The sequence below is a fragment of the Pseudoxanthomonas sp. P4_B2 genome (genome assembly GCF_056402315.1).
In genome coordinates, this window is record NZ_JBFUHQ010000005.1 from 132,078 (window position 1) to 154,925 (window position 22,848).

17 protein-coding genes are annotated in these 22,848 nt (G+C 63.4%); 10 read left to right on the plus strand and 7 right to left on the minus strand.

The genetic code is table 11. The features are described from left to right. The first annotated feature begins 32 nt into the window (after positions 1 to 32). The 4 genes from AC1DTQ_RS13530 (at position 33) to AC1DTQ_RS13545 (ending at position 7,583) form a co-directional block, all read left to right on the plus strand. Positions 33 to 1,367 (plus strand): dicarboxylate/amino acid:cation symporter, encoded by a 1,335-nt coding sequence (locus tag AC1DTQ_RS13530; RefSeq protein ID WP_477850248.1) that lies wholly within the window; start codon positions 33 to 35, stop codon positions 1,365 to 1,367. Positions 1,368 to 1,461: 94 nt separating this feature from the next. After that, the gene (gene tkt / locus AC1DTQ_RS13535) at positions 1,462 to 3,480 is read left to right on the plus strand and encodes a transketolase (RefSeq protein ID WP_477850249.1); all 2,019 of its coding nucleotides are present in this window, start codon (positions 1,462 to 1,464) and stop codon (positions 3,478 to 3,480) included. A 135-nt stretch (positions 3,481 to 3,615) separates the two neighbouring features. Continuing rightward, positions 3,616 to 6,201, plus strand: a complete 2,586-nt coding sequence (gene mprF, locus AC1DTQ_RS13540; RefSeq protein WP_477850251.1) for a bifunctional lysylphosphatidylglycerol flippase/synthetase MprF — start codon at positions 3,616 to 3,618, stop codon at positions 6,199 to 6,201. Then, complete coding sequence (locus tag AC1DTQ_RS13545; protein ID WP_477850252.1) at positions 6,198 to 7,583, plus strand: virulence factor family protein; 1,386 nt, start codon at positions 6,198 to 6,200, stop codon at positions 7,581 to 7,583. The genes mprF and AC1DTQ_RS13545 overlap by 4 nt, the downstream gene beginning before the upstream one ends. On the opposite strand, the gene AC1DTQ_RS13550 is transcribed toward AC1DTQ_RS13545, so the two are convergent. Next, positions 7,580 to 9,538 carry an acetyl-CoA hydrolase/transferase C-terminal domain-containing protein gene (locus AC1DTQ_RS13550; protein ID WP_477850254.1) on the minus strand — a complete coding sequence of 653 codons (1,959 nt, stop codon included), beginning with the start codon at positions 9,536 to 9,538 and terminating at the stop codon, positions 7,580 to 7,582. The genes AC1DTQ_RS13545 and AC1DTQ_RS13550 overlap by 4 nt on opposite strands. Positions 9,539 to 9,646: 108 nt before the next feature. On the opposite strand from AC1DTQ_RS13550, the gene AC1DTQ_RS13555 reads away from it, so the two are divergent. Beyond that, the gene (locus tag AC1DTQ_RS13555) at positions 9,647 to 10,015 is read left to right on the plus strand and encodes a BlaI/MecI/CopY family transcriptional regulator (RefSeq protein ID WP_477850255.1); all 369 of its coding nucleotides are present in this window, start codon (positions 9,647 to 9,649) and stop codon (positions 10,013 to 10,015) included. Further along, positions 10,005 to 11,669 carry a M56 family metallopeptidase gene (locus tag AC1DTQ_RS13560; RefSeq protein ID WP_477850256.1) on the plus strand — a complete coding sequence of 555 codons (1,665 nt, stop codon included), beginning with the start codon at positions 10,005 to 10,007 and terminating at the stop codon, positions 11,667 to 11,669. Before AC1DTQ_RS13555 ends, AC1DTQ_RS13560 begins: the two co-directional genes overlap by 11 nt. A 32-nt stretch (positions 11,670 to 11,701) precedes the next feature. Here the strand turns inward: AC1DTQ_RS13560 and AC1DTQ_RS13565 are convergent, their stop codons facing one another. The 6 genes from AC1DTQ_RS13565 to AC1DTQ_RS13590 form a co-directional block, all read right to left on the minus strand. Next, the gene (locus tag AC1DTQ_RS13565; protein WP_477850258.1) at positions 11,702 to 12,319 is read right to left on the minus strand and encodes an ATP-binding cassette domain-containing protein; all 618 of its coding nucleotides are present in this window, start codon (positions 12,317 to 12,319) and stop codon (positions 11,702 to 11,704) included. After that, a complete protein-coding gene (modB, locus tag AC1DTQ_RS13570; protein WP_477850259.1) occupies positions 12,319 to 13,008 on the minus strand; it encodes a molybdate ABC transporter permease subunit in 690 nt (229 codons plus the stop codon). The genes AC1DTQ_RS13565 and modB overlap by 1 nt, the downstream gene beginning before the upstream one ends. A gap of 15 nt (positions 13,009 to 13,023) precedes the next feature. Then, a complete protein-coding gene (gene modA, locus AC1DTQ_RS13575; protein ID WP_477850260.1) occupies positions 13,024 to 13,821 on the minus strand; it encodes a molybdate ABC transporter substrate-binding protein in 798 nt (265 codons plus the stop codon). After that, the gene (locus AC1DTQ_RS13580; RefSeq protein WP_477850262.1) at positions 13,818 to 14,198 is read right to left on the minus strand and encodes a molybdopterin-dependent oxidoreductase; all 381 of its coding nucleotides are present in this window, start codon (positions 14,196 to 14,198) and stop codon (positions 13,818 to 13,820) included. Before AC1DTQ_RS13580 ends, modA begins: the two co-directional genes overlap by 4 nt. A 130-nt stretch (positions 14,199 to 14,328) precedes the next feature. Next, positions 14,329 to 15,195: an MBL fold metallo-hydrolase gene (locus AC1DTQ_RS13585; protein WP_477850264.1), complete on the minus strand. Its 867-nt coding sequence runs from the start codon at positions 15,193 to 15,195 to the stop codon at positions 14,329 to 14,331. An 8-nt stretch (positions 15,196 to 15,203) separates the two neighbouring features. Next, positions 15,204 to 16,064 (minus strand): S1/P1 nuclease, encoded by an 861-nt coding sequence (locus AC1DTQ_RS13590; protein WP_477850266.1) that lies wholly within the window; start codon positions 16,062 to 16,064, stop codon positions 15,204 to 15,206. A 120-nt stretch (positions 16,065 to 16,184) separates the two neighbouring features. On the opposite strand from AC1DTQ_RS13590, the gene gap reads away from it, so the two are divergent. The 4 genes from gap to AC1DTQ_RS13610 all read left to right on the plus strand — a co-directional run bounded on the left by gap (position 16,185) and on the right by AC1DTQ_RS13610 (position 22,741). Beyond that, the gene (gene gap, locus AC1DTQ_RS13595; RefSeq protein WP_477850267.1) at positions 16,185 to 17,189 is read left to right on the plus strand and encodes a type I glyceraldehyde-3-phosphate dehydrogenase; all 1,005 of its coding nucleotides are present in this window, start codon (positions 16,185 to 16,187) and stop codon (positions 17,187 to 17,189) included. 183 nt (positions 17,190 to 17,372) lie between these two features. After that, the gene (locus tag AC1DTQ_RS13600) at positions 17,373 to 20,096 is read left to right on the plus strand and encodes a DUF2339 domain-containing protein (RefSeq protein WP_477850616.1); all 2,724 of its coding nucleotides are present in this window, start codon (positions 17,373 to 17,375) and stop codon (positions 20,094 to 20,096) included. Next, the gene (locus AC1DTQ_RS13605; protein WP_477850268.1) at positions 20,093 to 21,460 is read left to right on the plus strand and encodes a DUF3999 domain-containing protein; all 1,368 of its coding nucleotides are present in this window, start codon (positions 20,093 to 20,095) and stop codon (positions 21,458 to 21,460) included. Before AC1DTQ_RS13600 ends, AC1DTQ_RS13605 begins: the two co-directional genes overlap by 4 nt. A gap of 102 nt (positions 21,461 to 21,562) precedes the next feature. Beyond that, a complete protein-coding gene (locus tag AC1DTQ_RS13610) occupies positions 21,563 to 22,741 on the plus strand; it encodes a phosphoglycerate kinase (protein ID WP_477850269.1) in 1,179 nt (392 codons plus the stop codon). Positions 22,742 to 22,848 lie beyond the last annotated feature (107 nt).

The window sequence follows — 22,848 nt, forward strand, 5'->3', positions numbered from 1 at the left end:
AGCTGCGCGCTTGTCCGTAGAGGAATCACCGCATGAGCGACGCGCCCGTTTCCGGTAGGAAGAAGCTTCCCTTGCACTGGAAGATGGCTATCGGCTTCGGCCTGGGCCTACTGCTGGGATTAGTGGTGCATGCGACCGGCGGCGGCGATGCGGAATGGGTCAAATGGGTCACGACTTACGTGACTACCCCATTTTCCAAGGTTTTCCTCAACCTGATCTTCATGCTCATCGTTCCGCTGCTGTTCTCGGCGCTGGTGGTGGGCATCGCCGAGATGGGCGATATACGCGCGCTGGGCCGCATCGGCTGGAAAACGCTCGCCTATACCGTGATCCTGTCCTCGATAGCGGTGATCATCGGCCTGGTGCTGGTCAACGTGTTCAAGCCAGGTGCCGGCGTGGATCCGGCGCTCGCACAGAGCCTGCTGACCGACAACGCCGAACGCGCCAAAGAAATCGTCGCTAGCGTCGACAAGCAACCGCGCGGCTTGGACATGTTGTTGTCGATCGTGCCCGACAACGTGATCAACGCCGCCGGCAACAACGGTTCCATCCTGGCGCTGATGTTCTTCGCAGTGATGTTCGGCGTGGGCCTGGTGCTGACGGAAAGCGAGAACACTTCGATCCTCAAGCGCGGCATCGAAGGCGTGTTCGAGATTTCCATGACTCTGATCGGGCTGGTGATCCGGCTGGCGCCTTACGCGGTGGCTTGCTTCATGTTCAACCTGGCCGCCATCTTCGGTTTCGACCTGCTGGTGCGATTGGGACTTTACGTGGGCGTGGTGGTACTGGCGCTCGCTTTCCACATGTTCGTGGTCTATTCGCTTGCCCTCAAGGCCGTAGGCAAATCGCCGCTGGCGTTCTTCCGCGCGACCCAGGAAGCCAGCGTGATGGCGTTTTCCACCGCCTCCAGCAACGCCACCCTGCCCACCGCACTGCGCGTGGCCGAGGAAAAGCTGCATCTGCCCAATCGCGTTTCGCGCTTCGTGCTGACGGTGGGCGCCACAGCCAACCAGAACGGCACCGCGCTGTTCGAAGGGGTGACCGTATTGTTCCTGGCCCAGTTCTTCGGCGTGGACCTGACCATCTGGCAGCAGGTCATGGTGATGCTGGTCTGCATTCTGGGCGGTATCGGCACCGCTGGAGTCCCGTCCGGATCGCTACCCGTGGTCGCCTTGATCTGCGCCATGGTCGGGGTGGATCCGGTCGGCATCGGCATGATCCTGGGCGTGAACCACTTCCTGGACATGTGCCGCACCACCCTGAACGTGACCGGCGATCTGACCCTGGCTACCCTGGTGGCCCATGGCGAGCCTGACGCTGTGCAAGAGCGTGTCATTCAGGACCAGGCCGCCCAAGAGACTCGTTAACACCGGGTCTGAGAGATTCAACCGCGACAGCGCGGCCCCTGGGATGGGACAATAAGTCGCCCGAGTTACGGGCGACCTCCCTAAAATCGCCCCCATGACGACGCCCGCCTCCAACAAGCCTGGCCGCCGCCAGCTCGCCAACGCCATCCGTTTCCTCGCCGCCGATGCGGTGGAAGCCGCCAAGTCCGGCCATCCCGGCATGCCGATGGGCATGGCCGATATCGCCGAAGTGCTGTGGAACGACTATCTCAGCCACAACCCGAAGAATCCGAAGTGGTTCAATCGCGACCGTTTCGTGCTGTCCAACGGCCACGGATCGATGCTGCAGTACGCGCTGCTGCATCTGAGCGGCTACGACCTGCCGCTGGAAGAGCTGAAGCACTTCCGCCAGCTGCACAGCAAGACCGCCGGTCATCCTGAGCGCCATGAAACCCCCGGCGTGGAAACCACCACCGGACCGCTAGGGCAGGGCTTCGCCAATGCGGTCGGTTTCGCCCTGGCCGAAAAGCTGCTGGCGCAACGCTACAACCGTCCCGAATACGAGATCGTCGACCACCGCACCTGGGTGTTCATGGGCGATGGCTGCTTGATGGAAGGCATCTCGCACGAAGCCGCATCGCTGGCCGGCACCTGGCGTCTGGGCAAGCTGGTCGCGTTCTGGGACGACAACAAGATCTCCATCGACGGCAATACCGAGGGCTGGTTCACCGACGATACGCCGGCGCGCTTCGAGGCCTATGGCTGGCAGGTGATCCGCAACGTCAACGGCCAGGATGCGGTGGAGATCAAGACCGCCATCGATACCGCGTTGAAGGCCTCCGACCGGCCGACCCTGATCTGCTGCCGCACCACGATTGGCTTTGGCGCGCCCAATAAGCAGGGCAAGGAATCCTCGCACGGCGCGCCGCTGGGCAAGGACGAACTGGCCGCCGCGCGCGTGCAGTTGGAATGGCCGTACGGCCCGTTCGAAATTCCCGAGGAAATCTACGCGGGCTGGCGCGCCGGTGGGGCCGGTGTGGTGCGCGAGGACCAGTGGAACGCGCTGTTCGACCAATACGCCGCCACCTTCGGCAACGAAGCTGCTGAGCTGTCGCGCCGCTCGCATGGGGATTTGCCGGAAGGCTTCGTTGAGTCCGCCAATGCCTTCATCGCGAAATTGCAGGCCGAAGGTCCTGTGATCGCTTCACGCAAGGCCTCGCAAATGGCCATCGAAGCCTTCGCGCCGCTGCTGCCGGAACTGATCGGCGGTTCGGCCGATCTGGCCCACTCCAACCTGACTTTATGGAAGGCCAGCAAGTCCGTCGCCAGCGACGACCCCAATGCCAACTACGTGTATTACGGCGTACGCGAATTCGCGATGACCGCGATCAGCAACGGCCTGGCGCTGCATGGCGGCTTCATTCCCTTCGACGCCACCTTCCTGGTGTTCAGCGACTACGCGCGCAATGCGGTGCGCATGAGCGCGCTGAATCCGGCGCACGCGATTCATGTCTATACGCACGACTCCATCGGCCTGGGCGAAGACGGCCCGACCCATCAGCCGGTCGAGCACCTGGCGTCGCTGCGCTACATCCCCAACAACGACGTCTGGCGTCCGTGCGACGCGGTGGAATCGGCGGTGTGCTGGCGCGCGGCCATCGAACGCAAGGACGGCCCCAGCTGCCTGGTCTTCAGCCGGCAAAACCTACAGCACCAGCCGCGCGACGAAGCGCAGGTCGCCAACATCGCACGCGGTGGCTACGTGCTGGCGGATGCCGAAGGCGGCAACGCGGAGGTGATCCTGATCGCGACCGGTTCCGAAGTCGGCTTGGCCACGCAAGCCAAGACCACGCTGGATGCGCAAGGCATCAAGACCCGCGTAGTGTCCATGCCATCGACCGACGTATTCGACCGCCAGCCGGCCGAGTACCGCGAATCGGTGCTACCCAAGACGGTGCGCAAGCGCGTGGCTGTCGAAGCGGCGGTTACCGATTTCTGGCGCAAGTACGTGGGCCTGGATGGCGCGGTGATCGGCATCGATACGTTCGGCGCTTCCGCTCCGGCCGAAGCGCTGTATCCGTACTTCGGAATCACCGCCGAAAAAGTGGTGGAAGCGGCAAAAGCGCTGGGTTGAGGATCCCACGCGCAGGCGGATGGAAGCGGTATCGCATCGCCTTCACGGCGATGCTTCGCCGCTTGCGCGATAAAGGACGGGAACTGCGGCGAATGGATTCTGTCGCATAGAGGCGTTCAACGGCGGTTAGGGGTCATGTCGCGCAGGCAGCGGACCATCGATTTCAAGACGGCATCATGGGTGCCCTTGCTGCAGCAGGGCAGGCCCTGGCTGCTTGCGGCCGGCATGATTGCGCTGGCGGGGCTACTGGCGTTCGCGTTCAAGGGCCTATGGCAGGAAATCAGCTACGACCAGGTCGTGGCGGCGGTGCGCGGCGTCGATCCGGGCGATCTGACGCTGGCGTTGCTGGCCACGGCGGTGAGCTACCTGGCGTTGAGCGGTTACGACCACTCGTCGCTCCGCTATGTGGGCGCGTCGGTGCCGTACCGGGTCGTTGCGCAGACTTCGTTCATCGCTTACGCGCTGACCAATACCATCGGCCTGGGTGTATTCACCGGCGGTGCGGTGCGCATGCGCCTGTACGGAGCCGCCGGCGTGGAAGCCGGACTGATTTCGCGGGCCATCGCTTTCAATGCGGTGGCCTTCGGCTTGGGAGTCGGCACGGTTGGGGCGTTGGGCCTGCTGTGGGATGCGCAGGCACTCGCTCCACTCGTGCATGTCCCGGCCTGGCTGCTGTCGACCGGTGCATGGCTGGTTCTCGCCGTGATCGGCGCGCTGCTGGTGTGGTGCCGCGACGGCCGCGAACGCCGCTTGTTCGGCCGCCTGCGCCTGCGCCTTCCGCAGGCCTCGCTGGCGCTGCGGCAGTTGCTGTGGTCGGTGCTGGATATCCTGGCCGCGGGCGCGGTGTTATGGGTGCTGCTGCCTGACGGCGCAGTCGGCTTTCCGGTCTTCATAGGTTTTTATGCTGCGGCGCTGGTGCTGGGCGTGATAAGCCATGTGCCGGGCGGGCTAGGCGTGTTCGAAGCGGTCATGCTGGTCGCCCTCGGCGGACGCGTGCCAGGTGAGGCGTTGGCTGGCGCGCTTGTGCTTTATCGCTTGGTCTACTACGTGCTGCCGCTGGCGCTGGCCATGTTGCTGATGATGTTGCACGAATTGCGCAGCGGGATCGCGGCGCCATTGACCAGGGCGGTCAGCAGCCTGGCACCGTTGCTGCTCGCCGCGTATACGCTGGTCGTGGCGGTGGTGGTGCTGGTATCGGGCGTGACTCCAGCCACCGAAGAAGCCACGGAGTTGCTGGCTTTGCACGTGCCGCTGCCGCTGGTGGAAGCGTCGCACTTTCTCAGCAGCGTCGCCGGATTGGCATTGCTGTTCGTTGCGCGCGGCATGTTGTCGCGGCTGGATGCCGCGTGGTGGGCGGGGCTGGGACTGGCGGGGATGACCTTGCTGATGGCGTTGCCTAAGGGCATTGCAGTATCGGAAGCTGCGCTGCTGATCTCGCTGGTGACCGCGCTGGCGTTGTCGCGAAAACAGTTCACGCGCAAGGCCTCGTTATTGTCGGTGCCGTTCACTGGGGGCTGGTTGCTGGCGGTCGCAGCCATTGTCGCCGCGCTGATCGCGCTGCTGTTCTTCGCTTACCAGGACGTCGACTATACCCATGAGTTGTGGTGGCAGTTCGAGTTCAATGGGCATGCGCCGCGTTCGTTGCGGGCGCTGATCGGTATCGCTCTATTAGCCCTGGTATTGGCGGTGCGCCAGTTGTTGCGTCCGGTATCGTCGGCGCTGGAGCCACCGGACGCGGCCGCGCTGGAGCGCGCGGATCTGATCGTCCGCCGGCAGGACAACGCCGATGGTTTTCTGGCGATGACTGGCGACAAGCAGTTCCTGTTCTCCGAAACCGGCGAAGCCATGGTGATGTTCGGGCGCCAGCGGCGTTCCTGGATCGGCCTGTTCGATCCGTTGGGGCCGGAGAACGAACAGGCCGAACTGGTATGGCGCTTCGTGGAACGTGCGCGCGAGGCCGGAGGACGCGCGTGTTTCTATCAAGTGCGTCCGCAATCGTTGTCGATGTACCTGGACGCAGGCCTGCGCCTGTTCAAGTTGGGCGAATACGCTTACGTGCCGCTGGCCGATTTCTCCCTGGAAGGGAAACGCCGTTCCAACCTGCGTTACAGCATCAAGCGCGCCGTACGCGAAGGCGCCGGCTTCGAGATGGTGCCGGTGGAAGCGGTACCGGCGATCCTCGAGGAGCTCCGCGCCGTTTCCGACGCGTGGCTGGCCGAACACCGCGCGGCCGAGAAACGCTTTTCGGTGGGCGCCTTCATCGACGATTACGTGCTAAGGCAGCCGGTCGCGGTAGTACGCCACGAAGGCCGCCTCGTCGCCTTCGCTACTTTGCTGACCACCGATACCAAAGCCGAGGCCACCGTCGATCTGATGCGCCATCTGCCGGCGATGCCGTACGGCACCATGGATTTCCTGTTCTCCGAACTGATGCTCCATTTACGCGGGCTCGGGTTCCAGCGATTCGGACTGGGCATGGCGCCGTTGTCGGGTATGGCCAAGCATTCGCTCGCCCCGTTCTGGCATCGTGGAGGCCGCCTATTGTTCGCGCACGGCGAGAATTTCTACAATTTCCGCGGACTGCGCGCGTTCAAGGAAAAATTCGATCCGCAATGGGAAGCGCGTTATCTGGCATCGCCGGGTGGCGCTGCCCCGTTGCTGCTGCTTGCCGATATCGCCGCGTTGATCAGCGGCGGTTTGAAGGGAGTCATCGCGAAATGATCAAAAATCTCTTGGTTCTGCTCTTGGCCGCCTCCCTGTCCGCGTTTCCTGCGCGTGCGCAGGAACGCATCTCGCATGGCTCTTTCGACCGCGTCGCGCTGTACCGGCCGCAAGGGGAGGCGGGGCAATTCGTGCTGTTCCTTTCCGGCGACAGCGGTTGGGACGCAACCATGGATATCGCTGCCCGTGCCCTGGCCAAGGAAGGCGCGATGGTGGCGGGCATCGACATGCCGAGGCTGCGCGCGGCCCTGGCCAAGGACGGCGACGATTGCGTGCTGCCGGACGGCGATCTGGAGAATCTCTCCCACTACCTTCAGGGTTACGCGCGTCAACCCACTTACCGCACGCCGTTGCTGGTCGGCTATGGATCCGGCGCCGCGCTGGCCTACGCAATGCAGGCAGTCGCAGACCCAGACACGTTCGCCGGTGCGATCTCGTTGTCGTTTTGCCCGCGACTCGATCTGGGAAAGCCGTTATGCCCACGCGCCGACAAGCACTTCCTGGAAGATACGAAGGGTAAGGTTTCGGTACTCGCGCCCATCTCGGAGCTGCCGCAACCCTGGGTCGTACTGCAGCAAGCCAATGACGGCCGATGCGCGGCCGCCAACGTGCGTGATTTCGTCGGCAGCATTCGCGGCGCCGCACTGTCCACACTGCCAGCTAGCGGCCGAGATTTCTGGACTGCCAAAAGTACATTGCCAGCACTGCTTGCCAGTTACCGCGCCTTGACCGCGGGGCGCAACATCGCACTTCCGCCACCGCCGGCGAAGCTGATCGACCTGCCTTTAATAGAAGTGCCAGCCGACGGCGACAGCGACACCTTCGCCATCCTGCTCAGCGGCGATGGTGGCTGGGCCGGGTTGGACAAGGAAGTGGCGAAGGCGCTCGTGGCCAAGGGAATTCCCGTAGTCGGTTTCGATTCGCTGCGTTATTTCTGGAAAGCGCGCGAACCCGAGGAACTGGCGACCGATGTCGACCGGATCGTCCGTCATTACGCCAAGCATTGGCGTAAGAAGCGGGTCGTTCTGATCGGCTACTCGCAAGGCGCCGACGTGTTGCCTTTCGCGGTCAACCGGTTGCCCGCCTCGTCCCGCGCGCTGGTGGCTCAGACCGTGCTGATGGGCCTGGGGCAGAACGCTTCCTTCGAGTTTCATCTCGCCGACTGGATCGGCAAGGATGACGGCCTGCCGATCCTGCCGGAGGCGATCAAGCTGAGCGATGCGGACACGCTATGCCTCTACGGCGAGGATGAGGACGATTCTCTATGCCCGGACATTCCGCCCGGTCATGTGCATGCGCAGTCGCTGGCGGGCGGGCATCATTTCGACGGCGCTTACGACAAACTCGCCGAGCTTATCGTGCAACGTATCGCGGAACCCTAGCCGGAGGATCGGGATTCGGTTTTCGACAGCGCGAGCGAGACCAGTCTGGCGTACAACCATTCGCCCGCACTGGCCGGTCGGTCGAGGGTCATGCGCTGCAAGGCTTCCGCGTCCTTCGTCCCGCTGGCGAATAGCGCACTGCCGATAGTCCGCAGTTTCCCCGGCAGCGTGCCCGTTTCGGCCTTCAACCAACCCAGGGCCTTCACCAGCCGCTGCTCCACCTCGGTGAAGTCGCTGCCTAAGGGGTAGTCGGGTAGGGTGCCGTCGTCGCGGAATGGCGCCAGGGTGTCGCGCAGGCGTTGCGGTGTATTGCGCGACCATTCCGCTTCGGCGACGAAATCCAGGCGCAATTTCTTAGATTCTTTCGCTTTCTCCAACAGCGGCTCCTGGAATCGCGCATCGGTAATGGCCGCCATCGCGATCACGCAATCCTCGTCGGTCTGCGCCAACAGATCGGCGATGCCGTATTCGTTGACGTAGAGGTCGCGCAAGTGGCGCGGGATGGTGGTGTGGCCGTAGTTCCAGCGCACGCTCGACTCGGCCTTGCCGCCGTCGCCGCGTTGCGAGCGGAACATCAGCACGCTACGCGCGTCTTCCAGCGCATGCGCCATGGCCACGAAGTTGTATTGCCCGCCTACGCCGGACACGATGCGCCCGTCCTCCAGTCCATCGGAGACCGCATCGCCCAGCGATGTGGCCATCATGCAGGTGTTGAAGAAACGCGATCCGCTGCGCTGCAGGCGTTCGAGCGATTCGTGCCCGCCGTAGAGCTGGTTGATCTCGCTGATGCGGCGCATGCCGATGCTACGGCGCTGGTCGTCGGGAAGATGGCGCAGCCAGTCGTAGAAAGCGGGCGAACCCAGATAGAAAGCGCCATGCAAGTACTCGCCGTCGCGTTCCAGCCGGGCCAGATCGCCGAGGTTGGCGGTGCCTTGGACGATGCGCGTCATCAGCGCCTCGTCGTCCACCACCTTGCGACGGATGACACCGGCTTCGACCAGGCGCTTGAAGCCTTCGTTCACCATCTCGCTGCAGCCGTAAAGGCCGATGGCGAACGGATCCATGCCGCCGCTGGCGATCACCGCCGGGTGGTGCGCCAATTCCGGATCCAGCGCACGCAGCACTTCGCGATACTTCTCGTTGTCGAGATGGCGCAGCACCAGTGCATGCGAAAGCGCGTCGGCCAGCGCGCCGATGCCGATCTGCAAAGTGCCGCCATCGCGCACCAAGGTGCTGGCGTACAGGCCGATGGCGTAGTCGGCGTCGGTCACCGGCTGACGCGGCAGCGCGAACAGTTTCGGGTATGGGCCGGGCGGCGCGATCACGATGTCGAAGAAGCTTTCTTCCACCGCGGCGGTTCCGCCGATCCACGGCAGCTCAGGATCGATTTCCGCCACCATGAGCGGACGCGGCAAACCAAGGGCGCGGATCGCGTCGATGGTGTCCTGGGTGGTGTCGTTGTTGCACGACAGGGATAAGCGATTCCCACCGGGTTCCCGCGCCACTTTTTGCAGGATCGCATTGGCGCCGCGCTGGGCCACGCCGGCTGCGGCCTGTGTATAGTTGAGACTGGTATAGGCGCGCTGTGCCTGCGAAGACTTCAACAGCGCGCCGGATTGCATGTAGAACTCTTCCACCTGGATATGCGCCGGCAGGGCATCGCGTTTCATCGCCTGCACGTAATGAAGCGCGGGAAAATCGTCGCCGAAATGGCGTTGCGCGAATGGCGCCAGGAAGCGCCGTTCCAAGTCGCTGCTCGCGGTCGGTGGATCGAGCGATAGCGCGGTGTAGATCTGCATCGGGCGCGATGGGTCTTTCTCTACCCGCCGATACAGGGCATTGAGCAGCCGATGCGGCTTGCCGATGGCCAACGGGCCGGCGATGCGCAAGGTGCCGGGAATACGGCGGAGGATCAGCTCGACGGCGTCATCGAGATTGTCTAAGTGGGTGGTCATGGCGACAGCTTAGGCGATCGGCCCGCAAACCGATAAACGGTCGTCCGGGTACTTGACAGGCTCGTTGATTACAGGCGTAATCGTAAAACATTTACAGGTGTAATCGATATGCAGATCAGCGAAGCCGAGGCCATGGTGATGGAAGTGCTATGGAAGAAGAGTCCGATGGGGGCCGATGAAGTCGTGATCGCGCTATCCGAGCATACCGATTGGGCCGAGCCGACCGTCAAGACGCTGTTGAACCGCTTGTTGAACAAAGGCGCCCTCCAGGCGGAAAAGGAAGGCCGCCGCTATCTGTACTCGCCGGTGCTGGCCCGCGAAGTGTGGATCGGGCAGCAGAGCGAGGGAATGCTGGAGCGGCTGTTCGGCGGGCGCGTGGCGCCGCTGGTGGCGCACTTCAGCGAGCGTGGAAAGTTGTCGGCGGCCGATATCGCCGAACTCAAGCGTTTGGTCCGGGAGCTCGACGATGGCGAATGAACTCATCCAGGCGTTAACGCTCACCACGCTGGCGATGACCTTGGCGCTGTTGCTGGTACTGACGATCAGGACGCCACTGCGCCGATTGTTCGGCGCACGGGTCGCTTATCTCGCCTGGTGGCTGGTTCCCCTCGCGATGTTGGCGGTGCTGCTGCCCGCGCCGGTTCGCGAAGCGGCCACGCTCGCCCGCGGGGCTTTGGTCGCTATGAACATGGCGCCGATACAGTCCGTCGCACCGGCTTCCACAGCCATCGCATTGCCGGACTATCGCCTCTGGCTGCCGTTGCTGTGGTCCTGCGGCATGGTCTTCGCGGCGCTGTTCTTCTATCGCATGCAACGCCGCTACCTGCGTGCGCTGGGGGTCATTTCGCCCGTTGGCGATGGAATATTCGTATCGCAGGCGGCGGATGCTTGTCCGGCAGTGGTGGGGGCTTGGAAACCACGCATCGTGTTGCCTGCCGACTTCGAAGCCCGCTATCCGTCGCGAGAAGGAGAAATGGTTCTGGCCCACGAACGCGCGCATCTGCGCCGCGGCGACACCACTGTCAATCTGACTGTTGTGGCGCTGCGTTGCGCGTACTGGTTCAACCCGTTGCTGCACTGGGCCGCTTCGCGGTTCCGGCAGGATCAGGAAATGGCGTGCGATGCGGTGGTGCTGGGACAGTTTCCCGATCGCCGCCGCACTTATGCAGAAGCGATGTTGAAAACGCAGCTGGCCGTCCTTGGACTGCCGGTCGGCTGCCATTGGCAGTCCAGCCAATCGTTGAAGGAGAGAATCATGATGCTTAAGCGACCGTTGCCCGGAAAACTACGTGGACGGATCGGGGTGGCCAGCGTGCTGGTCGTTTTGCTCGGAAGCAGCTACATGGCGTGGGCATCCCAGCCCTCGAACGGACAAGCCCCTATCCTCCAAGGCTATGTGGACGAACATGCTATTGCGATCGTCAACGTACGTATCCCCGAGGGTATGCAGGTGCAAATGGAAGGGCCTTCCATGTATACCGCTGAGGACAAATCAACCAACGCCATGCTGAACGGATACTCGGACCTCGTCCTGAAATCCGCAATTCCGGAATCGACTTGGTCTATGCGAATAAAAGCGAGCGGCAATGCGGATGCGCCTAGGATCGAATGGACGCTCACCAGCAACGGTCGTGAAACGAAGAAAGAGCAGACGCTGAACAGCAACAGCCCGGTGGCGATCGATCTGGCTTCTCTCGCCGATGCGCAAGGGCGTTCTCCGGTCCTGACGTTTTCAAAAATGCCTCCTGACCGCATCATTCCTCTGCAGAAGGACCGCGTGCAGCGGCGCGCATCGCCCACCTTAGTCATTGACGATGATGGCGCTTTCCGCCAGGTCGAGCCTATCCGCATGGTGGGCATGGTCAAGGACGATGGCGAAGCGACATTATTGCTTCATCTGGATGCGGATGGACGCGTTTTGAGGGTCGAGATCGAGGAAGTCAAGCCGGTTGGTGCCCTCACCAGTAACGATGCGCGCGAGATGGTGGTCCGGGACGTCTATATTCCCCGACGCGTCAATGGAAAGGCGGTTCCCAGCCGGGTGCGGGTGCCGGTGAAATTCTGGCGGGAAACGCCGCCGCTTGAAGAAATGTACCCGGAGTTGGCTAAGGCGAAATCATCGCCCCGGTAGCAGAAGCGACAGCCATTAACTTGGGCGCATTCTCAATCCAGCACATGCACCGCCTGGGTCAGCCGCTTCACCTCATCGGCGGAGTGGCTGACGTAGACGATGGGCAGCGTGGTTTCATCGCGCACGCGTTGCAGATAGGGGATCAGTTCCTCACGCCGCGCCTGGTCCAGCATCGATAGCGGTTCGTCGAGCAGCAGCAGCGCGGGTTGCGAGAGCAGGGCGCGGCCCAGTGCGATGCGCTGGGCCTCGCCGCCGGAGAGGTTAACGGTTCGGCGCTCCAGCAACGGACCGATTCCCAACAGCGCCACCACCGCGTCGAAGCCGAACGCATTGGCTGCATCGCTTGGGCGGCGCCCATATTGCAGATTCCTGCGAACGTCCAGATGCGGGAACAGGCGGGTGTCCTGGAAGACGTAGCCGACGTGGCGGCGATGCGGCGCGATGTCGATGCCACGCTCGCTGTCGAACAGGCGGCGGCCATCGATCTCGATATGGCCGGACAGCGGCTTCACCAATCCGGCAATCGCGTGCAGCACACTGGTTTTGCCAGCGCCCGAATGGCCGCTGAGCGCGATCACGCGCGCGGCGTCTTCGATGCGTACATGCCGCTCGAACGAGCCCCGGCGAAGCTTCAGGTCCAGCGACAACATCAGTGCACCTCATCTTCGCGCTGGCGGCGGGTCAGCCATTCCGACAACAACAGCGCCAGCAGCGAGATGCCTACCGCCACGATTGCGAGTCGCCAGATTCCGGACTCGCCGCCTGGTACCTGCAGCAGTCCGTAAATCGCCGAGGAAAGCGTTTGCGTTTCGCCCGGGATGTTGGAAACGAAAGTAATGGTGGCGCCGAATTCGCCCAGCGCCTTGGCGAAGGCGAGCACCGCGCCGGCGACGATGCCCGGCCATGCGAGCGGCAAAGTGATCGTGCGAAACACGCGCCACGGACTGGCGCCAAGGGTGGAGGCCGCCTGTTCCAAGCGACGATCGGTAGCTTCGATCGAAAGCCGGATTGCACGCACCATCAACGGGAAACCCATGATGGCGCTAGCCAACGCCGCGCCGGTCCAGCGGAAAGCGAAGTCGACGCCGAACGAAGCCAGGAACTTGCCGATCGTCCCCTGGTTGCCGAAGTTCACCAGCAGCACATAGCCGACCACCACCGGCGGCAGGACCAAGGGCAAATGCACCAGCGCATCGAGCAGAGATTTGCCGGGGAAACGCTTGCGCGCAAGCACCCAGCCAAGCGCGATGCCGAACGGAAGGCTGGCCAGCGCGGCCACGCTGGCGACCTTCAGGCTGAGCGCGATCGCAGTGAGTTCATCGGCGGTGAATAGCGACATGCGGACGAGCGATGCCTAGAGCACCTTGAAGCCATGCGCGCGGAAGATCTTCGACGCCGCGGGCGTGGCCAGCCAGCGTACGAATGCGGCGGCGCTTGGATTCCTGCTCGCTGCGATGCGTGCGACCGGATAGACGATAGGCGCGTGGGTATTCTCCGGGAAAACTCCGACCACCCTGACCTTCGGTTCTGCTTTCGCGTCGCTGCCGTAGACGACGCCCAGCGGCGCTTCGCCACGCGCCACCAGCATCAGCGCTGCACGCACGCTCTCGGCCTCGGCAGTACGCGGTTCGAGCGATTTCCATACGCCTAGCGACGTGAAAGAAGCCTTCGCATATTTGCCGGCAGGCACGCTGGCGGTCATTCCAAGCGCGATGCGGCCTTTTTCGCCTAGCCGAGGCAGTAGATCGACGCCCGAACTTAGTTGCACCGGTGCAACATCGCCGCTGGCCGGCGCCACCAGCACCAGTGTGTTGCCCAGCAGATTGCGTCGGGTCTTGGAATCGATGAGCTTGCGCTGCTGCAAATAGTCCATCCACTCCAGGTCGGCAGAAAGGAACACATCAGCCGGCGCCCCTTGTTCTATCTGGCGTGCCAGCGCCGAACTGGCGGCATAGGAAACGCGTACGGTCTGTCCGCTGGCCTTTTGGTACGCAGCGGCTGCTTCATCCAGCGATTCTTTGAGGCTGGCGGCAGCGAACACGCTCAACGGTTCGCTTTTCTCCGCAGCCCGCAAACCGTCGCCGGGCGGAACCAATGAGAGCAGGAGCAACGCAAGCAGGCAACTCCACGCCCTCAGCGTCGGGCCGCTCATGGCGCAGCCACCACGGTGATCGACTGCACCTGGCGCAGCCAGCGCCCGGATCGCGATTCTTCGGGCGCGATCAGGCGCAAGGGGCCGCTGTCATCGGGCAAAGGTTTGTCGTCGCACTGATTCACCAGCATCACGTTGCTGTTGCCGAGCGTGGGCTCCAGCTCGGCCAGCGAATAGATCACGCGCTGGCCATCGCGAGCCGTCACCAGCACGTAGCTGGCCAACGCAGGGCCGTGCAGGTGTTCTGCCGACAACACTCCGGCGCGGGTCAGCAGGGCCGAAAGCCTGACGCCGGTGCAAGTCACGGTCTTGCCCTGTGTGGTGACGACGACGGCCGTGCGTGGAAGCGTAGCCAGCGTCGCTTGATCCAGCGGCACCGACAGCGGTGAAGGGGAGCTGGGGTCGGATGCATGGCTATGATCCTGCGCGCGCGGCGATGAAACGGCGCCAAGCAGGAGGAGGCCTATCGCGACTCTGCAACATGCTGAAAAAACGATCATGCCTTTCTCACAACGAATCGAGGGGAATCCGCAGGTAGCGCACGCCATTGCCTTCGGGTTCGGGCAAGGCGCCGCCGCGCAGGTTGACCTGCAGCGAGGGCAGGATCAAGGCCGGCACCCCGAGTGTGGCATCGCGTGCTTTGCGTAGTGTTACGAAGGCGTTTTCGTCCACGCCGTCGTGGACATGGATGTTGCTGCGCCGTTGCTCGCCGATGGTGGTTTCGCAGGCGACTTCGCGGCCTCCAGGGCCATAGTCGTGGCAGACGAATACCCGCGTGTCGTCCGGCAACCCGTCGTAGAGCCGGCGAATGGAACGATACAGCGTCGCCGCGTCGCCGCCCGGGAAGTCGCAGCGCGCGGTGCCGGCGTCGGGCATGAACAACGAATCGCCGGTGAACAAGGCGTCGCCGATCAGATAAGCCAGGCTGTCGTGCGTGTGGCCGGGTACAGGAATCGTACGCGCCGGCAGGGAACCTATTTCAAAACACTCGTCATCGCCGAACAGCCGGTCGAACTGAGAACCGTCGGTGGCGAGCTCGCCATCGGGATCGAGCGTGGGTGCAAAAGTTTCCTGCACCGCGCGGATGCCGGTGCCGATCGCCAGGATGGCTGCGGGAAGTCTCTGCTTCAGCCACTGCGCGGCCGAGAGATGGTCGGCGTGGGCATGGGTTTCCAGCAGCCAGCGCACGTCGTAGGCCTGCTGTTCCACGATATCCAGCAGTTTCTGCGCGGAGGTGCCGGCGATGCGTGCGGATTTGGCATCGAAGTCCAGCACCGGGTCGATGATCGCCGCCTTACGCGTGGCCGGGTCCGCAACCACATAGCTCCAGGTGCCGGTATCGGCGTGGTGCAAGGGATGGACGATCGGTCGCATGGCGGAGGTCAGTCGGTCAGAGTGGCGTTGAGCAGATCGGCCAGCCGCTTCGCGGCGATTTCCAGCTGCCGTTCGGCCAGCGGCCGCTGCGCATCCAGGTAGCGGCTGTCCATCTTGTGCGACTTGGGATAAAGGCGCTGCGAATCGATCAGCTTGCAGGATTCGCCAGCCCAGTCGGCGGGGTACATGGATTTGCTAGGTAGCTTGGGTGGCCAAGGCAATGCTGACAGCCGATCGGCGTACAGCGAAGAAGACAGACCTTTCGAAGCGAGAATGTAGTAATCCCAGACGGAATGCAGGTTGGTGCCCATCACACCGTCCACGTAGTTTTTCTGCGCGTAAGCCTCCGGCTGCAGGTCGGTACGCAGACTGATCTGGAAATCATTGCCACCCTTGTCCTTGCGATTGCTGGCGTGCAAAGGTTGATGCACGTCGCCGACGAAATGCACCAGGAATTTGAGGGCGTCGCGCCGCGCCGACAGCGACTGGGCGCGATCGCCCAAGATCGCGCGCTGGCGCTCGATCTGGCCTACCACGCAGTTGCCGTCGGGACAGTCGCGCTGGGGACGATAGACGCAGGTTCCGACCGGAAAATTGATGTAATGCCAACGCTCGGTCCTCTTGTAGCTTTCAGGACTGCTCTTGCGCAGCGTATCGGCCCACGAAGCCACGCCGGCAAGGCTGGGCTCCGGTTCGCCTTGCAACAGCGCCGCGACCTGCGCATTGGCGGCCGGGGTGAGATGACGCTGGGCGAGTTCTCCCACCAGCCGGTGTCCCGGGCCGGACCAGGCCAGGGCGTGGGTTGCGAGAAAAGGCAGAAATACGAGCAGGATTGTCTGCAAGAAAGTCGTTAAGAGCGGGCGACGCATTCAGAAACCTTATATTGGGGGGTTAAAGCGAGTGCGGGATGCCGCTAAAATACCGGTCTTTCCCGTCCCCGTCTTCATCACCCCGTCTTCATCATCCCGTTTTCAATCAGGAGTAGCTTCATGGCGATCAAGGTTGGCATCAATGGCTTCGGCCGCATCGGCCGCAACGTGTTGCGCTCGGCGGTGCAGAACTTCGGCAGCGACATCCAGATCGTGGCCATCAACGATCTGCTGGAGCCGGACTACCTGGCCTATATGCTGCGCTACGACTCCGTGCACGGCCGCTTCGATGGCGAAGTCTCCATCGATGGCGATCACCTGGTGATCAACGGCAACCGCATCCGCCTGACCCAGGAACGCGATCCGGCCAACCTGAAATGGGACGCCGTCGGTGCCGAAGTGGTGATCGAATCGACCGGTCTGTTCCTGGACAAGGCCACCGCGCAGAAGCATCTCGACGCGGGCGCGAAAAAAGTCATCCTGTCGGCGCCGTCGAAGGATGACACGCCGATGTTCGTATTCGGCGTCAACGACAAAAAATACGCCGGCGAAGCGATCATCTCCAACGCCAGCTGCACCACCAACTGTCTGGCGCCCATCGCCAAGGTGATCAACGACAAGTGGGGCATCAAGCGCGGCCTGATGACCACCGTGCATGCCACCACCGCCACCCAGAAAACCGTCGATGGTCCCAGCAACAAGGATTGGCGCGGTGGCCGCGGCATCCTGGAGAACATCATTCCTTCCAGCACCGGTGCGGCCAAGGCGGTTGGCGTGGTGATCCCGGAATTGAACAAGAAGCTGACCGGCATGTCGTTCCGCGTGCCCACCTCCGACGTGTCGGTGGTCGATCTGACCGTGGAGCTGGAAAAGGATGCCACCTACGCCGAGATCTGCGCGGAAATGAAGGCGCAGAGCGAAGGCGCGCTGAAGGGCATCCTGGGCTACACCGAAGACAAGGTCGTCGCCACTGATTTCCGCGGCGACGCGCGCACCTCCATCTTCGATGCCGATGCCGGCATCGCTCTGGACAGCACCTTCGTCAAGCTGGTCAGCTGGTACGACAACGAATGGGGCTATTCCAACAAATGCCTGGAAATGGTGCGGGTGGTTGCGGCGAAGTAAGCCGCAACACGTCCAACGGAATATTTACAGGAGCGCCCGAGTGGCGCTCCTGTCGTTTGAGGTACAACAATCCGCTACTGTGGGTCGAGTGGCGCGGCACCTGGGGGAACCGTGTTGCAAATACGTCGGCTTTGACTGAGGCTCGGCAAGCACACGCATAGGGGAAGTACACGGATGGGCGATCTGGCGGGCATACTGGTTCTACTCGGCTTGGTGGTGTTGGCGGTGCCGATCCTGCTGATCATGGCGCTGGTTTCCATCAGTGGATTGAAGCGGCGAGTCGGTGAACTGGAAGAAGCGGTCTATCGCCAGCAGCCAGGCGTCGCAACGCCGGTGCGGGCACACCCCGAGTCTGCCTATCGTCCCCCTTACGCGCCATCGACGGACGAAGAGGCATTCGTGCCGCCAGAGACCGCGCGTGAGCCCACGCTTGCCGAGCTGACGCGCACTCCCTCGGTGCAGGAACCCGCCGCGCCGATCCGGCAGGCGCAAGTGGCCGATCCGACCGTCGCGCCGTTGCCACCGCCCTTGCCCGCTACGCCACGCATTCCTGCCGCGCCACCGCGTCCTTCGCCGCCGCCTCCCTCCACACCGGACGTATTCACCGTGGCCGCCCGCGCGATCAAGCGCTGGTTCACCGTGGGCAACGTGCCGGTGAAGATCGGCATGCTGGTGCTACTGGCCGGCGTGGCCGCGTTGCTGAAGTACGCGAGCGACCAGGGTTGGCTGACCGTGCCGATCGAACTGCGGCTGGCCGGCATTTCCGCTGCCGCGCTGGCGGGACTGGTGTTCGGCTGGCGCCAGCGCGAGAGCAAACGATCGTTCGCGCTAGCGGTGCAAGGCGGGGCCATCGGCGTGCTGCTGCTGACTGTGTTCGCCGCTTTCAAGATGTACGGCCTACTCGAAGCCGCGCCTGCTTTCGGAATCAGCGTCGTGCTGATCGCCGGCGTCGGCGTGCTGGCCGTGGTGCAGAACTCGAAGACGCTGGCGGTGCTCGGCATCCTGGCCGGCTTCATGGCGCCGATCTGGCTGTCCACCGGTAGCGGCAACCACGTCGCCTTGTTCTCTTATTACGCGGTGTTGAACGCGGCGATCCTGGCCATCGCCTGGTGGCGTCCGTGGCGCGTGCTCAACCTGCTGGGTTTCGTTTTCACCTTCGGCATCGGCACGGTGTGGGGCGTGTTGCAGTACAACGCCAGCAAGTTCGCCAGTACCGAACCTTTCCTGCTGCTGTTCTTCGCCTTTTACCTGATCATCCCGATCCTGTACGCGCGCAAGCAGCCCGCCAGCCGTGGAGATTTCATCGATGGCTGCCTGGTGTTCGGCACGCCGCTGATCGTGTTCTCGCTGCAGGCGGCACTGCTGATGCCCACCGACGAAAGTCCGCGCATGCCGCTGGCCTTGTGCGCGCTGGGGCTGGGCGCGTTGTACGCGGTGCTGGCGAAACTGTTCATCCATCGCGAGCGTTACGCGGCGTTGGGCGTTTCGTACGCGCTGCTCGCGGTCGGTTTCGCCACGCTGGCGGTGCCGCTGGCGTTGTCGGCGCGCGCTACCGCTTCGGTATTCGCGCTGGAAGGCGCGGCACTAGCTTGGTTGGGCCTGCGCCAGCGGCGCTGGTTGCCGCAGCTCACCGGCGCGGGATTGCAGCTGGCCGCCGCCGCCGCGCTTTTGATCGGCGCGTCGGCTTACTGGCCGGACGAGCAGGCCATGGCCAATCCCACTTTCATGGGCGCGCTGCTGATCGCTTTGGCCGGATTCGCCAGTGCATGGGCGTACCGCCGCGAAGGCAAATCGCAGATCGCGTTGCTGTATTACCTGTGGGGCTTGTTGTGGTGGTGCGGCAATGCGATCAACGAAATCGGCGGCTTTGTCGCTCCGGCGGTACGCGCTGACGCGCTGCTTGCGTTCGTCGCAGCGACCGGTTGGCTGGCTGCGGAAGTGCATCGCAAGAAGCACGCCTCCGCGCTGGCGCTGACCACGCTAGCTGGTTTCGTCGCTGCCATTCCGCTGGCTTTGGCGCAGATGGACGCGCATGTACAGCCGTTCGCGGGTTACGGTTTGTGGGCATGGCTGCTGTTCGCCGTGCTCGGTATCCGCAGTCTGCTCTGCCTGCGGGCCAGCGCCGATCGATTCGCCGGTTGGGCGCAGTTCGCCTGGTGGCTGGTCTGGCCCACGGTGATCTCGCTGCTGTTCTCATGGTTGGCCGATCGCTTCGAGCTGGCGCAGGGCTGGCGGATCGCGCTGCTGGCTTTGCCGTGGTTGGGCGCAGCAACGCTGTCTCTGTTCCGTTGGAACTGGCTGGCCGCACCGCAGGGCGAGCGTTTCGATCCCTATCGAACCGCTCTGCAGACGGTGTACTTCCTCTTGCTGGGGCTGTGGTGGCTGATCGCCTTGTTCCAGGCCGGCGATAGCGCGCCACTGGCATGGGTGCCGGTGTTGAATCCGATGGAACTGGCGCAACTAGCGGTGCTGGCGCTGGCCGCCCGCTGGCTGTGGTCGGAACAGGCGCCGGATTGGCTGCAAAGACTGCGCATCTTCAAGATGGCCAGTGCCGGCTTCCTGATGGTCACCTTCATCACCCTACGCGCCGTGCATCACTGGGGCAGCGTGGAGTGGGGAGCCGACATGCTCTCCACCAGTCTCGCGCAGACAAGCCTGACCGTGGTGTGGAGTGTGCTGGGCGTGTTGGGCTGGGTGATCGGCTCGCGCCGCGGCCATCGCGGTCTGTGGCTGGCCGGCGCGGTGCTGATGGGTGTGGTGTTGGCCAAGCTGGTATTCGTCGACCGGCAACACCTCGGCAACCTGCTGGGCATCGGCTCCTTCATCGCTTACGGCTTGTTGTGCACGCTGGTGGGTTATTTCGCGCCGGCGCCGCCGCGCACCGCAATCGAGGAAGCAACCGCATGAAACGTTTCGCCCTGATCTTGTCGGCTGCCCTGTTGCCGCTGGCGGCCTTCGCCGGCACCCGCGACGATTACGCGCAGCAGTGGCCGCTGACGCTGGCAGAGCAGGACGCTGGCGCCTATCGCGTGGTGTTGGATCGAACGGTCTACCAGCAGCTGCAGTCGCCTACGCTGAAGGATCTGGCGGTGGTGAATGCCGATGGCGGGGAGATGGCGGCTTCGTTGTTCGATGCCGAACAGCCGCTGGCCAAACCGGCGAATACGGTGGACGTGCCGTGGTTTCCGCTGCCGTCCAGTACCTCGCAATCGCGCGATATCGCCTCGATCAGCGAGATCGCCGCCGACGGCAGTCTGCGCCGCGTGGTGATGAGCGATACCGGAACTACGACAGAAGCGCCCGGCACCGAATACGTGATCGACACCAGTCGTTTGCATGAACCCGTGCGGGCTTTGCGGATCGCCTGGGCCGCAGGGCTGGCGCCGTTCGACCGGCCTTATCGGGTCACCGCCTCCGACGACCTGAAAAGCTGGCGGACCGTGCAGGAAGAAGGCCATCTGGTCGAACTGCAGAACAACGACGCGCGCATCTTCGAAAATCGCATCGAGCTGGACGGCGTGAAGGCGAAATATCTGCGCCTGGAGCCGTTGCGGAAAGATCAGCGCATGCTGGTCCTGACTAGGGTGACTGCGGAGTTCGCGCCGGCGCAGGTCGTAGAGGAATGGCAGTGGGAGGAAATCAGCGGCAAGCGCGTTGTCGATAAAGACGGCGCGGTGTCCTTCGAGTACCAGGTCCAGGGGCGTTTTCCGTTCGAGCGTGCCGACTTGGCGTTGCCCGGCAACAGTTCCAATGAGTGGATCCTGAAATCGCGCGACAGCGAGGAATCGGAATGGCAGTTCGCCGCCGCCCCGTGGATGGCTTTTCAGTTGGAAGGAAACAGCGGTTCCAACCGCTCGCCGCCGCAGGCGCTGCAGCAGTTGAATCGCGACCATTATTGGCGGCTGATTCCCAAGAACAACGCCAATGAAACCGCACCGACGCTGCGATTGGGCTACCGACCCGAAGTCGTCGTATTCCTTGCCCAGGGTAAGGCGCCCTATTCGCTGCTTGCGGGCAGCGCGCGCGCGCAGCGCGCCGAGTCGCCCCTGCCGCAGTTGGTCGATGCCCTGCGTGCGCAGCGAGGACAGGACTGGCAGCCGGCAAGCGCCACGCTCGGCGACAGCCAGCCTTTGGCCGGAGCCGCCGCATTGACGCCAGCTCCGGTGGAACGCGACTGGAAAGCCTGGTTGTTGTGGGCGCTGCTGGTCGGTGGCGCGTTGATCGTGGCTGGATTCGCCTTCAGTCTGTTGAAGAAGCCTGAGCGGCAATAGCTTTTCCCTTCTCCCGCCGGAAGAAGGGAAGCCGGTGGTTTGCCCTCACATCTTGAAGCCCGGACAATGGGGTCTGCCCCCCGACCGCGGAACATTCCCACCATGTCCATCCTTCGCATGACCGATCTCGACCTCGCCGGCAAGCGCGTGCTGATCCGCCAGGATCTCAACGTGCCGATCGAGGCAGGACGCATCACCTCGGAACAACGCATCACTGCATCGCTGCCCACCTTGAAACTGGCGTTGGAGAAGGGCGCCGCAGTCATGGTCACCTCGCACTTGGGCCGGCCCAAGGAAGGCGTGTGGAGCGAAGCCGATTCGCTGGCGCTGGTTGCCGCACGCTTGTCGGAATTGCTGGGCGTGCAGGTGCCGCTGGTCAAGGATTGGGTGGACGGCGTGGAGGTCGCTCCCGGCCAAATCGTGCTGTTGGAGAACTGCCGCATGAACGTAGGTGAGGGCAAGGACGATGAGGCCCTGTCGAAGAAGTACGCCGCGCTATGCGACGTGTTCGTCATGGACGCCTTCGGCACCGCGCATCGCGCGCAGGCCTCCACCCATGGCGTGATCCGCTTCGCCAAACAGGCGGCAGGCGGCCCATTGCTGATGGCGGAACTGGACGCGCTGGCGTTGGCGCTGGAAAAGCCGGCGCGCCCTTTGCTGGCCATCGTCGCCGGCAGCAAGGTATCGACCAAGCTGGAGCTGCTGTCCAACCTGGTCGGCAAGGTCGATCAGCTGATCGTCGGCGGCGGCATCGCCAATACCTTCATCGCTGCCGAAGGCCATGGGGTGGGCAAGTCGCTGGTCGAGAACGATCTGCTGGATACGGCACGCAAGATCATCGCAGACGCCAAGGCGCGCGGCGCCGATATTCCGGTCCCGACCGACGTGGTTGTGGCTCCCGAATTCAAGACCGATGCCAAAGCTACCGTCAAGCGGGTCGCCGATGTCGGCGCGGACGACATGATCCTAGACATCGGCCCCGATACGGCCGCGCATTACGCGAAAATGATCGCCGATGCGGGTACCGTGGTCTGGAATGGTCCTGTCGGCGTGTTCGAATTCGACGCCTTCGGCAAGGGCACCGAGACCCTGGCCCGCGCCATCGCCGCCTCCAAGGCCTTTTCCATCGCCGGCGGCGGCGATACGCTCGCGGCAGTGGACAAGTACGGCATCGCCGACGACATTAGCTACATCTCGACCGGCGGCGGTGCGTTCCTGGAATTCCTGGAAGGCAAGGAGCTACCGGCGGTGGCGGCATTACAGGGGCGCGCAGCGGGATGAGGAAAGAGAGTTAGAGCAGGCCATCGCCATGGCACGCTGACGCTTGGGGGCAGGCGCGACAGCGACGCGATGCGGTCATTTCAACTGTTTCGGGGAAGGCAGGGAAG